At 44.7% G+C, this 13,606-nt stretch carries 11 protein-coding genes; 10 read left to right on the plus strand and 1 reads right to left on the minus strand.

What is annotated here, in order from left to right; translation table 11 throughout:
• The first annotated feature begins 16 nt into the window (after positions 1-16).
• The 3 genes from B3K42_RS05895 (at position 17) to B3K42_RS13855 (ending at position 2,257) form a co-directional block, all read left to right on the plus strand.
• Positions 17-196, plus strand: a complete 180-nt coding sequence (locus tag B3K42_RS05895; RefSeq protein WP_292597509.1) for a ferredoxin — start codon at positions 17-19, stop codon at positions 194-196.
• A gap of 195 nt (positions 197-391) precedes the next feature.
• Positions 392-1,735, plus strand: coding sequence for a chromosomal replication initiator protein DnaA (gene dnaA, locus B3K42_RS05900; RefSeq protein ID WP_292597513.1), 1,344 nt, complete (start codon positions 392-394; stop codon positions 1,733-1,735).
• Between the two features lie 273 nt (positions 1,736-2,008).
• A complete protein-coding gene (locus B3K42_RS13855) occupies positions 2,009-2,257 on the plus strand; it encodes an FMN-binding protein (RefSeq protein ID WP_414674511.1) in 249 nt (82 codons plus the stop codon).
• 119 nt (positions 2,258-2,376) lie between these two features.
• Here B3K42_RS13855 and B3K42_RS05905 read toward each other — a convergent pair whose 3' ends face one another.
• Positions 2,377-2,841: a hypothetical protein gene (locus B3K42_RS05905; RefSeq protein WP_292597516.1), complete on the minus strand. Its 465-nt coding sequence runs from the start codon at positions 2,839-2,841 to the stop codon at positions 2,377-2,379.
• A gap of 211 nt (positions 2,842-3,052) precedes the next feature.
• Between B3K42_RS05905 and B3K42_RS05910 the strand changes: the two genes are divergently transcribed.
• The 7 genes from B3K42_RS05910 to dnaX form a co-directional block, all read left to right on the plus strand.
• Positions 3,053-4,042 (plus strand): DUF1175 domain-containing protein, encoded by a 990-nt coding sequence (locus B3K42_RS05910; RefSeq protein ID WP_292597519.1) that lies wholly within the window; start codon positions 3,053-3,055, stop codon positions 4,040-4,042.
• Positions 4,043-4,057: 15 nt separating this feature from the next.
• On the plus strand, positions 4,058-8,539 hold the full coding sequence (locus B3K42_RS05915; protein WP_292597522.1) for an MG2 domain-containing protein: 4,482 nt from the start codon (positions 4,058-4,060) through the stop codon (positions 8,537-8,539).
• A complete protein-coding gene (locus B3K42_RS05920) occupies positions 8,536-9,084 on the plus strand; it encodes a hypothetical protein (RefSeq protein WP_292597524.1) in 549 nt (182 codons plus the stop codon). Before B3K42_RS05915 ends, B3K42_RS05920 begins: the two co-directional genes overlap by 4 nt.
• Entirely contained in the window at positions 9,077-10,282 is a 1,206-nt protein-coding gene (locus tag B3K42_RS05925) for a M3 family metallopeptidase (RefSeq protein ID WP_292597527.1), read from the plus strand. Before B3K42_RS05920 ends, B3K42_RS05925 begins: the two co-directional genes overlap by 8 nt.
• A 91-nt stretch (positions 10,283-10,373) precedes the next feature.
• A complete protein-coding gene (locus B3K42_RS05930) occupies positions 10,374-10,514 on the plus strand; it encodes a hypothetical protein (RefSeq protein WP_292597530.1) in 141 nt (46 codons plus the stop codon).
• Positions 10,515-10,649: 135 nt separating this feature from the next.
• Positions 10,650-12,011, plus strand: coding sequence for an MATE family efflux transporter (locus tag B3K42_RS05935; RefSeq protein ID WP_292597533.1), 1,362 nt, complete (start codon positions 10,650-10,652; stop codon positions 12,009-12,011).
• A 139-nt stretch (positions 12,012-12,150) separates the two neighbouring features.
• Positions 12,151-13,606 (plus strand): DNA polymerase III subunit gamma/tau (dnaX, locus tag B3K42_RS05940; RefSeq protein WP_292597536.1); only part of this gene is annotated, 1,456 nt, incomplete at its 3' end.

Genomic DNA, 13,606 nt, shown 5'->3' on the forward strand with positions numbered 1-13,606 from the left:
TGGTGGAGGTGTGAGTGTGAAAGTATACGTAGACAAAGATACTTGTATTGGATGCGGAGTATGCGAAGGGATTTGTCCCGACGTTTTCAGGATGAATGATGACGGAAAGGCAGAAGCGATTGTCCCGGAAACAGAAGCCGCTTGTGCACAGGATGCCGCTGATTCCTGTCCAGTTCAGTCAATAAAAGTAGAATAGTTTCCAATTCTTAACGATCACATGTAGGGGCAGACAAATGGTCTGCCCCTTTCTGTAGTGGAACACAAAATTTGTCTATTTTTTCTGAGTGTTAAGTCTGGTATAGTAGTAAGTGCTTCGGTACTACTTATTATTCTGTATTTCCTATTATGCGGTTCACTTCAGGGTTACAGCTAATATCCCGTGGAGGTCGTTGTGTCTAATTCGATCATAAGCACTCTGAAGAAGAAGGTCTCAAAGAAAACTTGGGACAACTGGTTCTCCACATTCGAATTGAAGGAAGTTGAAGAAGAGAAGGTCGTTTTCTCTGTTGCAAATCTATTTATAAAGGACTGGCTTCAGACGAAGTATGGGGGAGCAATTTCCGATTCTATAGCCGAGCTCCTCGGCAAGAGAATACCCTTTGAAATCATCTACAAAAACAAAGCGATGCCCTCAGAGGATTCCACCGGTCCGCAGACCTCCGGCTCATTGTTGAAGAGAAAACCGCTAATGATCTCAAATCTAAACCCCGAATACACTTTCGGCAATTTCGTCGTCGGTAGCGAAAATAAGGCTCTCTATGAAGTTGCACTGGATGTAGCTCAAAGTCCAGGAAAGTACAACCCCTTCTTCGTTTATGGAGGCGTAGGTCTAGGCAAGACACACCTTCTTCAAGCTATCGCTCAAGAAACCATGAGCAATTTTCCCGATAAGAAAGTGCTCTATATCACCAGCGAGCAGTTCATGAACGACATGATTCAGTCGATAAAAGAGAACAACATTCAGAAGTTCAGAGATCACTATCGAAAGAAGTCCGATATTCTTCTGATTGATGATATACAGTTTCTCATTGGAAAGAAGGGGGTTCAGAATGAGTTTTTCCACTCGTTCAATGAGCTTCATGACTCTAGAAAGCAGCTGATAATCTGTTCTGACAGAAATCCTGAGGAGCTGGAAACCTTTCACAGCAGGCTCAAATCAAGGTTCCAGATGGGGATGCTTATGTCGATCCAGGAGCCTCAACCTTCAACGAGGTTCCATATTGCTAAGCAACTGGCGCAGAGAGAATCGGTTTCACTGCCTGACGATGTTGCGAAAGTCCTTGCAGACAACATTGACGGGAACTTGAGAAGATTGCGGGGGGCGATTATAAAGCTCATTGTTCACAGCAGTGTTTTCAGATCTCAGATAGATCTTTCTCTGGCGACTCAGATTCTTCAGTCGTTCACAGGATCAGTGAATGTTCCTGTTTCTCAAAGACCTATCGACCAGATCTACTCTGCAATCGAGAAAATCATGAAAGTGACGAGAAAAGAGATCGAGTCAGGAAGCAGAAGCAAAGACATTGTTCTGGCAAGACAGCTGACAATGTACATCCTGAAGAATCATTTTGGAAAGCAAGTAACGGAGATAGCTAGAGAAACCGGGAAACAGCATTCGACTGTGATACATTCAGTGAAGAAGATAGATAAGAGCGTCATGATGGGTAAGGGCGCGACTAAGCTGCTGTTTGACGACATCATGGGGATCATTTCCTCCAGTTCTGCTGCTGTATAGAGTCTTTCAAGATCTCTCCCTGGTGAATGCTCTGAATCATACAATAAATCCGATAACTGTAATCAGAATATTTCATTCAGGAAGTCTCTTTTGCCTAGATGCGAGAGATAATTTCCTTGATTAGTGATGGCAGACGAGAGGTATAAATGAAATACACGGTTAGTGTTTCTCTTTTCTTAGTTATCTCGATGGTAATAATCGGAGTAGTATTCAATTCAACTGGCAGATCACTAGACAGGAGAAGACTCAGCAGATGAGTTCACAGCTGGTAATCTGGAGGATGGAGTTTATCTTGGAAGAGAAGGTTACGTTGCACTTGAGGTTGAGATACGGGATGGGAGCATAGTCGAGATAAGAATTGTTCAGAATCGTTCGGACAGATATGCCCGAAGTGCAGAAGTCTTAACAGACAGAATTGTCGAAGCCCAGAGTCTTGAAGTGGATCTTGTAACTGGAGCGACTGCATCAAGTGAATCGATTGTCGCTTCAGTGATGGCAGCAATAGGTGAAACCGAGAAATAGATTGCTGTTCATCAAAGAAAAAGTGATTCCAGAGAACAGGTCAATGTACCACTCAGCGCAACGTTTACATCTTTGCAGAATTGGGGATAGCCCTCAGTCTATTATTACATGGAGGCGGGTTAAAAGAAACTAATTATCGGATTGTTGAATTCTCCCGAAATCTTCCAATGACTTCCGATTCCCGTAAGTAAGATAGTACTCTCACCGCTCTTTGAGTCCTTCTTCTCTTCATACGAGTAGTCTAGAGTGAAGAACACACTTATTGTTGCTTCTCGCGAATCTCTTTCAGTTCCATGAACTTCCACTCTGTAAGTAATACCATCGTAGAGCTCAAAAAACTCACTATAGAAATAGGCGACGTCTTGTTTTGAAAGGAGCCTTCCCGAAGGACTTCCCGAAGTGGCGACCCAAATCTTTTCTGCATAAAGCTCAAGAATTCTGTCTTCCCTTCCCCTGTTGATCTCCCTCTCCAGTCTAGTTACTATGCTATCTGGTTTTGCCAGTATATATCCAGTGCAACCAGAAGTAAGCAAAATAAAGAATATAATGGCTGCTAAAGTGAATAGAGCGTTTTTCTTTCGCAAATCGTCACCTCCCGGTTCTCTTCTGCTCTAATAATAACAGATTGACAAGGCCAATTTTTCATTCCCTCGATGAGATGGAAATCCTCAATTAGATGGAAAGATATAGGAGAGGAGTGGTCGTTTTGTCAGAGACAGTCCTCGAACCAAAAACTTTGCCTTCAGTCTTATAGACGGTAAGTCATTGCGAGGGGATTTCTGAGGGGAGATTTTTTTGAATAGGATCAACATCGTCTATCTTTTTTTGATTGCCTTAACAACCATTGCCATCTCTGCAACTTATCTGAATTTCAAACGTGATTACACTGCAATAACAGCAAAGCCAGGCCCCATCAGACGGGGTGAGTTTTTCTCAATTTCAGTACCTCATTCGGCTTATGAGAGACCCATACTCTCCCATGTTAGAGGAGCAACTCTGGAACGGTTCACAAGCGAAAGTAACTCTTCGGTCTATTCTTTTCGTGCAGATGACGAGGATGCCGTAATAGTTATTTCGTTCTCGGGACTCTTTAGGGCTCGCAAGAGTCTTTCCCTTGAGTTCGAAGAGTTTATCGATAGTGACTCAGACGGCTTTCCTGACAAACTGGTCCTTGATTTGGAAGACGCCGAAAGTTTTAGAGCATGGTTCGTGAACATCTCAGCCTATCAGGTCATTGAATTCTCAAGCAGATGGAGCTCACAAGAAAGAGATTGCAGTGGGCTGATTAGATTCGCAGCCAGAGAGGCGCTTAAAAGGCACGACGAACAATGGTTTTTTGATTCGGACATTGATAAAGAGCTTTGGTATGAAAAGACAGGGATAGATTTTCAGGCAATTCCCGACGTTAAGAAGTATAACTACCCGGATATTCCAATCTTGAAGAACAGAATTTTCATTAGCAATAAAGGAGAATTCACTTATTTTGCAGATGCCTACAACCTTGTCCGTAGTAGTATGGTATTTAAGGGCAGGGATCTCAGCGTCGCAAGACCTGGAGATATAATCTTTTTTCACCACCCCTCTCCATCAACTTTTCACTCGATGATTTACACTGGCGATGGGTTAATCTATCATACCGGACCCCTTTCCGAAACCGATTCAGGTGTTCTTAAGCTCTGGAGAATGGAAGATTATCTGAGAACAATGCCTTATCAGTGGTTACCGATACACAATAACGAAAACTATCTCGGGGTATACGCTTTCAAGTTTCTACCCCGGCAATAATGGAGGGTGAACGCGATGAGAAAGGCTTCATTGATTCTTCTGATTATTCTATTTACTGGATTGACGGCAATTGCCTTTCAGATTCAGCAGTACGGCTATGAGCTTAGATCATCTTTCTTAGAACTGTATTCTCTGGACGATTTGCCTAGCATATACACAGACGGTAAGGATAACTACATCGATATCAAGATTTATGATCTTGATGAGCAGGACCTTACAGGGGCGATTACCACAGGAGATGTCAGGATCTCCGGCGATCCACTGTTTGCTTTCAGACAGACAGTACAGGAGAAACAAAGGATATACTTGCCCGAGAAAGCTCTAATGGGCCTCAGGCTTATTGTTGTTTCATCGCAGTCAGGTAGCGCTAAGCTCATGACAAGCTATCGGATGGTTGGTGCACAGCTGCTTGCTCATGAAGATGGGGCAATGCTTAGACTCTGGAAGAAAGACGATTCGAACTTTATTGAGAGGTTTGCCCTTTACAGACTTAAAGACGGTGAGCTGATCGGAAGGACAGAAAATGGAGTGTTTGTCTTTAGTTACCTCCCCACTGTCGATGATGCGATTCTTGTTCAGTCAGCAGAGGGTTCGATTCTCTGGAGACCCGGAGAGTATGATTACTACTTCTCATCGAAAGATATTTGCTTGACTTTCACTGATCGTCCTGCATATAAAGCAGGAGAAGTAGTGAACTTCAGGTCATTCATAAGAGAGATTACTCCTGCAGGTTATAAAGTACCTGAAATTGACTCTGTCGAAGTCGAGATAGTTGATCCTTTGAACAGAGGGGTTTTCAGTGAAGTGTTGGAACCTGACAATCTGGGTTCCGTAAGCGGGACGTTCCGAACTTACTCGGAGATTACGAGAGGTTCGTACAGGATTATTATCCGATGGGAAGGAAACGAGGACTACTATTACTTCCAGATTGCCGACTACAAGAAACCTACGTTCTTCACCACATCAGAACCTACGATCGGGGCCTTCAGAAAAGGAGAACCCATCACAATAAAAGTCTCGTCTCAATACTATTTTGGGGACCCAGTCTCTCTAGGCAGGGTTGATTACACAATATACAAAGGAAAACAGTATGTTGACAATGGATCGGCTCGGCTTGACGGTTTGGGAAATACGGTAATCGGATATGTTGAAGAGCTTGAGAGTGGATCATACTACGCAATTGTCACTGTATCAGACGATACCGGTATGCAATCAAGAAGTATGGTTGAGTTCAAGGTAGTGCAGGGAACTTTCGACTTCGATGTAGATTACAGATTCACTGACATAGAGGCAGTAGTGAAAATTGAAACGAAGCTGAATGACGATACGCCAGTTTCAAAGGCGTGCGAAATCAAGGTCTGGTACGAAGAGCCCGTGATTCTTATGGACAAGGGCAAACAGATTGAGAAGAAGTTGAAAATCAACATCTTTAGCAAAGAGCTTTCAACCGACAGTGGTGGAAAGGCAGAGGTGCTGATTGATCTAAGAGATGTACCGTCAGACACGGTTGTTTATTTCGAGATAAACGGATCGCCTTCAGGTGAACCGGAAGTGGTGAACAGCTATTCGGTTTACACTAGCGGTTATTATGACTACTACGGATCCATACTCATAGACTCCGTCGAATCTGCCGCTCCTGGATCTGAGGCGAAAGTCACATTCTACACGTCATCACCAATGGATTTATGGATTATTGCCGACTTCTCAGGCGATTTCAAACAGTTTCCGTTCAGCTCAACTGAGGGAAAGAACACCATTGAGGTTGAAATTCCAGAGAACTATGCATACGACAATTTCATGCTCTTTGTTGTCGGATACAAGAACTATCAGATTGTTCAGTCACAACTGATTGGAGTCCAGACGGTTTCGAGAGACCTGAAAATAAGCTTGCTCACTCAAGATAGATATGGACCAGGTGATACTGTCAACATGAAAGTCCATGTAAGCGATGCTGAAGGAGATCCCGCCAGTGTGGGGCTTACAGTTGCAGTGGTTTCTCAGGCGATGCTTTCACTATTTGAAGGTGACTACGATCAGTGGAAAGCGTCCCTGGGCAGTCCATTCAATAGAGGGTTCAATACAATTAGTATCAATGATCTCTACTATTCTGCCTACCCTTCTATTGCTAAACTTGGTGACCTGCTGGAATCTCAGCCGCCTGCCGCTGAATCCAAAGTAACTGGCGGTGCCCCTCTTGGAATGGGCGATCTTGGAAGAAAAGACGAGAGCTTGACTTCAGACGTAAGGGCAAGAAAGCTTTTCAGTGACAGCGCTTTCTGGTCAACTGGAACCTTCACTGACGAAAATGGAATTGCGGAATTGTCCTTTGTTGTGCCCGAAGATCTTGACACCTGGACAATCAGGGCTCTGGCTGCCGACCTGGGCGGAGACTTCAGCTACGAGAAATCAAGCTTTGAAACCTGGAAGCCCATGACTGTCAGTAGCTTTCTTCCGGAGTTCCTCATTGCAGGTGACAAGGTGAATCTGGTCTTCTCGGTCAAGAACAATCTTGACTCCAGAATGCCCGTGATCACTGGATTCTATCTAGATGGAGAAGTAATAGAGGAGAAGGGGTCAACGATAGATGCTTTTGGAAGTCGATCTTTCACTTACGAGGTAGAGCTGCGAGATCTGCTGCCTTCGGAGAAAGAGGAGAAGCTGAATGTCAAATTCGTTGTTGAGGGAAGTCGCGGGTCCGACGGAGTTGAATATGAAATACCTTTGAAACCAAGGTTTACGTATCTTCGGTTTGGAAATCTGGAATTTCTCGAGGGTAATACGACCCTTGAATTTGCTGAAAACTCCATTGGAACGATCACCATCTCTTCCACAATCGATCCGATTCTTCTTGAGGCAATCAGATACCTGGTTGACTATCCATATGGTTGTGTAGAACAGACAATGAGCAGGCTTCTTCCTGCACTGGCTGCTTCAAAGCTTCTTGAAGGCGCAGACGAGTCTTTCGTAAAAAAGGTATCAGTCGTGGTCAGCGAGGGACTCGAGAGGCTCTACGGTTTTCAGCATTACGATGGTGGCTGGGGTTGGTGGAAAGATGATCGTTCAACTCCATTCATGACCGCTTATGTGATGCTGGGTCTATATTTGGCTACGGAGAACGGTTATGACATAAATCGAGATGTGATAACAATGGGATACTCGGCGATGAAAAGCTTGAACAAAGAGGACCCTGATCCCTTCCTGCAGTATGTAACAGTGCTCTTCAGCAGGAAGCTAAGAGATCCAATAGGCTCTATTGTCGATTACAAAGAGGATGTAGCTTCTATTGTCTTGACCGCACTTTCCTATGAGACTCTTAATATGAGTGAAAAAGCATCTGCTCTTGTTGAAGAGGCAATGGAATATGTTAATCTCAATGCAGATGATGCGATACTTGGGGAGAATTTCAGCTATTTCTTCGACGATACTGTGATTCTATCCTTACTCTTGAAGGCATCCGTCGATCTGAAAATGCCTTCTACGACGATTGCAGAAATCTCCAAGAGACTGTTGAAAATGGGAAACGGCAGCTACTGGTATAGAACCTCATCAACGGCTATGGCCATTCTTTCTCTTTCTTCTGTGAGCAATGTGCTTTCCGAGGAGGCCGAAGTGAAAGTGCTTTCGGAGAAAGGAGAAGTGATTTTCGAGGGCGATGTCTCCGATTCGATAACAGTTCCCTTTGCAGGAGAGAACATGTTAGTCGAGAGTACTGATATGGTGGTTGTCTCGACAAACGGCGAGACAACGGTTGAGATGGAAGTGATCGAAGCCGAAAGCACTGGTCTGGCTATCGAAAGGATTCTCAGAAGGAAACTCGCCGTGCCGATGGACGATACGCATGTCCTTACCACTCCGCAGATAGATTCGCCTTACGTGGTCTCTTCAATAAAGACGCTCTCTCCAGATGAAGTTGGTTCTCTTGAGATAAGTGTCTCAAAGAGCATAGAAGGGATGAAACTCGCAATTACTGAAGGGGAATTGAAGCTAGGCGAATACGGACTCGGGTTGAGGATTTACGAAGGTGATGTTCTCGGTATTAGCGATGGAGAGATAATCATCAGAACATTGGAATACGGCTACTATGATGCAGCGACTGCAGAGATTCACTCGATCAAATTGGGAATACCCGAACCTATCTCTGTAGGTGAAACAATAATTTCTGAAGTCCACATAACGATACCCGATGATGTTCCGTATGTGGTTTTGGAAGACATGTTGCCATCCACCGGCATTTCAGTCGAAGAGAATCTCGAGGCCGACATCCTGGGATACACGAAGTTCTACTACTATGACTACTATTGGTGGGGTTACACGTTTAAGGATGCAAGGTTCGATCGAATTTCCTTCTTCTTCAGAGATGGTGGAGAGTTTGTGACAAAAAGCAATTGGAGGATACTAACTAAAGGCGAATTCATTATCCCGGCCGTCCAGGCATGGGCGATGTACGATGGAGATGTTAGAGCCAATACGGAATCGGTAAAACTGATTGTTGAATGAAACTACTAGTATTAGCGTCAGTCCTGCTACTTCAAACAACGGCTCTTTGTTTTACCAGCACATATGTGTCATGGGAAATACCCGAGCTTGAAGATTACAGGAGTGCACTCGAAGAACTAACTGGAATGCACGTTGGTGGAACGTATCTTCTTCTGATTGCTTCTTCGGCCGGAGAGTTCTCTGAACTCTCCGGCATCGGCTACTGGTTTGTAGCGGCAGCAGAAGGAAACACAATAATTGTGCAACCGCTAAGCTTGGTTCCCAACCTCTCACAGACACTTGCCCATGAAATGACTCATCTCTTTCTCAGAAAGTATCAACTGCCCTACTGGTTGGAAGAAGGGATGGTCTGCTGCATCACCGGTGAATGGATTGGCAGAGAAGAAATGCGACTCGATGAAGTGGAGTTCCTCGATTACACGAAAATGGATTTCATGACGTATCGTTCATACAGTTTCACCTGCTGGATTGAAGTCTCCGGACTTCTTCGCGACCGCTCTTTTGGCGAACTGATTTTGGAGTATGGAGAAGGAGGTATTGACTAGATTGAGTGAAGGACCGTTTATTGAGTGGGACCTAACAAAGCTCTATTCTTCAGCGAATGATCCTGCCCTGATTGACGACCTGCGGTACGTGATTTTGAAAAAGGACGAACTGATGAAGGAATACAAGGGAAGAATCGCAGAGGAGAGTATAGAAGCGTGCGAACTAAGGCTAGTTTTTGAAAGAATCGAAGAGGTTATGAGTAAATTAGCAAAGCCGTCGATGTTCGCATATTTGAGTCACTCAGTAACACCGGCCGTACCGACAATCCAGAAGCTGATCCGCAAGATCGACGATCTTGAGTCGCAGCTCGAAAGCGACCTCCTCTTTCTGAAACTGGAACTGTCGAAAGTCTCAGGGGATTTCTTCTCAAGGTTGTTGAATTCAACTGAGTTAGCAAACTACAGTCATTATCTCGAACTTATTCGAACTCATAGAGTTCATATGCTCAGCGAACCAGAAGAGAAGATGCTTACTTTGAAAGAACTGACGGGGAAGAAAGCCCTGCTTAATCTCTACGATGAATTCGCCTCGAGCTTCATATATAGATTGAAAATCGGCGAAGATGAGAAAAACTTTACGGAAAGCGAAGTCGAGGCAATGAGAAGGGACGAAGATCCCGAAGTGAGAAAGAAGGCGTTTGTGAGTCTTTTCAGAAAATCAGAGGAAAACAGGGTCGTCTTGACCAATGTTTACAACTCTCTCGCAAAGGATTGGGATATTGAAGCAGCCAGCAGAGGTTATTCTTCTCCAATTTCTATGAGGAATCGAGAGAACGAAACCCCGGATGGGGCAGTACAGTCTCTAGTAGATGCAACTTCGAATGGGTACTCTCTGGTGCAGGATTACTACCGGCTCAAGTCAAGGATTATGAATAAGGGATCGCTTCTCCATAGCGATATCTATGCACCGATCGGCGATTTCAAAGATCTTTTCAGCTGGCAGGAAGCCAAGAGCATGATCCTTGAGGTAACCGAAAATTTCGATCCACAATTAGAACGTATAGATGCCGAATTCTTTGAAGGAAACTTCATACATGGATCAGTCATGCCTGGCAAAAGAAGTGGAGCTTATTGCTCATATGCATCACCGGAAATTCATCCGTACATTCTTGCGAATTTTGGAGGCAAGATGAGCGACGTTCTGACCTTAGCTCACGAGTTGGGTCATGGTCTCCATGCAGTGCTGTCCTCGAAGTAGACTATGCTGAACTATGAGACCCCTCTCACTATGGCAGAGAGTGCGTCAATCTTCTCAGAAATGCTGATGTTTTCAAGAGAAGGATGTGGTCTTGCTCGAGAGCGGTGGTTCCGACTCACCGGAAATCCTCTTGAGAAAAGCCGGGATAGACATTTCTAGTTCTAGTTTCTGGGAGAATGGAATCGACTTCATTAAGGAGAATTTTCTGGATAGACTGAGGGCAACGATTTAGGCCGTAATGCATCATAATTAAATCTACTCAAGAGAGGTCCGGTTTGAAGGAAAGAAAAGGTGTATAATTCCTGTGTTCATTATTGATAGAGGTTTTCTTTCGCATCTCTTCACAAGGGCTATTTAGGGGGCAAGAATGGCAAGAGATCTTACTCAGGGGAATATTCTGAAGAATCTTCTCGTGATGTCGGTTCCTACAATGATAGGATTCAGCGCTCAGATGATCTACGACATAGTGGATATCTTCTGGATTGGCCGCATTTCTGGCGAAGCAATTGCCGGGGTGACCATCTTCACCACTCTCTTCTGGATTGTAGATATTCTCAATTCAATAATCGGCCAAAGTTCAATATCGTTGATTTCTCAGAGCTACGGAAAGCGAGACCTTGACGGATCCAGCAGGGCAATCGAACAGACCATCACTTTCAAATTCATTGTGGCCCTTATTTCCGCCTTGCTGGTCGCAGCATTTCTAAAACCCTCACTTGGTTTTTTCACTACCGATCCGAAGGTCGTGACATCTGCGCTGGACTACGGTTATATTCGTTTGTTTTTCCTACCGATGATGTTCTCTTCGTACTCTGTGAATACTGCACTTAGGTGTATAGGCGATGCAAAAAGCCCCATGTACATAATGATGGTCGCAAGTGTACTAAATATCGTCCTCGATCCAATCATGATGTTTGATAAAGTACCTGGAACAGGGATCCCTGGCTTTGGTCTTGGCGTCTTCGGCGCTGCGGTCGCAACGGTTATTGCGCAGACGGCATCATTCTTGTTTGGTTTCTACATTCTCTTCTCGGGTAGAGAAGGTGTCAAGCCCAGGTTGTCGGGGCTATTTCGGCTAGATCGAAACATAGACAAGAAGCTTCTAACAATCGGCCTTCCAACGGGTCTGGAAGGTTTCTTCAGGAATCTCGCAGCAGTTGTGGTTCTCAAATTCGTCGCATTTTACGGGACCACGGCCGTGGCTGCAGTAGGTGTAACCGGCAGATTGTTTGGATTGGCTTTCATGCCTCTGGTGGGACTGAGTATGGGGGGATCTGCAATGGTGGGGCAGAACCTCGGAGCAGATAACGTCGGCCGGGCGAGGGCGACCGCGAAAACGGCTGCCCTGATTGGATTCTTTTTTATGTTTGTTTTCGCCTTAATCGCTTTCTTTGCCGGTGAGCTTGTGATCAGCATCTTTAACAGCGATCCAGAGATAATAAGCTATGGAGCAAGTTTCCTGAAGTATGGCTCTCTTGGCATTTCGGTTCTGGCCTATGGTTTCGGCCTTTCGGCTGTTTTTGGAGGATCTGGATACAATTTTCCCTTTGTCGTGGGAAGCGTTGTTTCAAGGTGGATGATTCAGATCCCGATCTTGATTATTGCCGTAACGGTAATGAAAGCAAGTATAGTATGGGTCTGGCTTTCATATGTTTTTTCAGACATAGCCGAAGCAGCCATAATGATTCTTTATTACCTGAGAGGAAAATGGGAGAAGAGAAGAGTCTAGTAGCTGCTTCTACAGCTCTCATTTACGTCGGTGAGGAGAAAAGTTAGTTAAGCATTTCACTAACTTCCTTGGAGTGTTCTCATTTTTCCCAAACAAACTTCGGGCGATCTGCTATAATTCAGATGAACGGGTGATTAAGATGTCTGAAGTTTTGTATAGGAAATATAGACCGAGAAATTTCAGTGAATTGATTGGACAGGATCAAGTGAAAGAGATCCTGGGAAAGGCAATAGAACACAATACAGTATCCCACGCTTACATATTCTCAGGTTCGAGGGGTACAGGAAAGACCACGACTGCCCGCATTCTTGCCAAGATGCTCAACTGCCTCTCGGAGGAGTCCGTCAAACCGTGCGGTGACTGTGACTCATGCAGGGCAATTGATTCCTCTTCCCATATGGATGTCGTTGAACTGGACGCAGCTTCTTACAGAGGGATAGACGAGATCAGGAAGATACGGGATGCCGTATCTTACAGGCCAGTTATGGGCAGGTTCAAAGTCTACATTATAGATGAATTTCACATGCTGACCAGAGAAGCCTTCAATGCACTTTTAAAGACTCTTGAAGAACCTCCCGATAGAGTTGTCTTCGTTCTTGCCACCACCAATCTTGAGAAGGTTCCAGAGACTGTGCTTTCTCGGTGCCAGATCTTCAACTTCAAGCCTCTTGACGAAAAGGAAATTATGACTTACCTTGGAAAAATCGCCAAGGCAGAGGGGCTAGAATTCGATGATAGAGCGCTTCGATACATATCGAAGGCGGCTCACGGAGGTATGAGAGACGCAGTGAATCTCATGGAGAGAGTTATCACTTTTGCAGACGATGTGAGCGAAGCGTCTGTGAGAACTACTCTAGGCATTCTTCCTGAAGAGGTCGTGAAGGAGTTTATTTCTGCCTTTTCATCTGGAGATCCGTCACAGATATTGAAGATGTCGGAAGATATTCAGTCCGGAGGATTGACTTACGAAGTCTTTCTTGAACAGGTAATAGACGCGGTCAAAGAGCAACTTGTATGTGAAGCCAGCGGTGGGAACTTCAAACTTCTCTCGTCTCTCTGGGAGATAAATCGAGAACTAAGATATGCCGAAGACAAACGCGGTACTTTTGAAGTGATGACACTTCTAAAGAGCGGATCGGGGAAAGTGCGATCCGATCTCATCCCTGCAGATGAAACAACTTCGACAGACTCGATCGCTGTCGAAGCTGACTCAAACAAGTCCGAAGATTCTGAGATAGGTGATGGCAAAGAGCTTACAAAGATACTGGAGCACCTTCGAAGGAACGATTTCATTCTCTTGTGGACTCTGCTAAGCCTTGCAAACATAAGAAGTACCAAAGATGGAAAAGACTTTGTCGTCGATACGGACAGCGATTACTCACACGTGCTTCTTGAAGAAAGGCTTGAATCACTAAATCTAATTTCGATGGATCTTGTGGGGAAGAGGTTTTTTTTAGCCGATGATTCGGTCCGAGAGGATCCTCTTGGAAGTCTCGATGAAGACTCTAGAGAGTATGTTGATGCAGTAATTGCCGGACTTGGTTTGAAGGATGATCTCGACAAAGGAAAGATAAAGATAGAGCTTGAGGAGGATT

This window comes from Mesotoga sp. UBA6090 (assembly GCF_002435945.1).
Taxonomy (GTDB): domain Bacteria; phylum Thermotogota; class Thermotogae; order Petrotogales; family Kosmotogaceae; genus Mesotoga.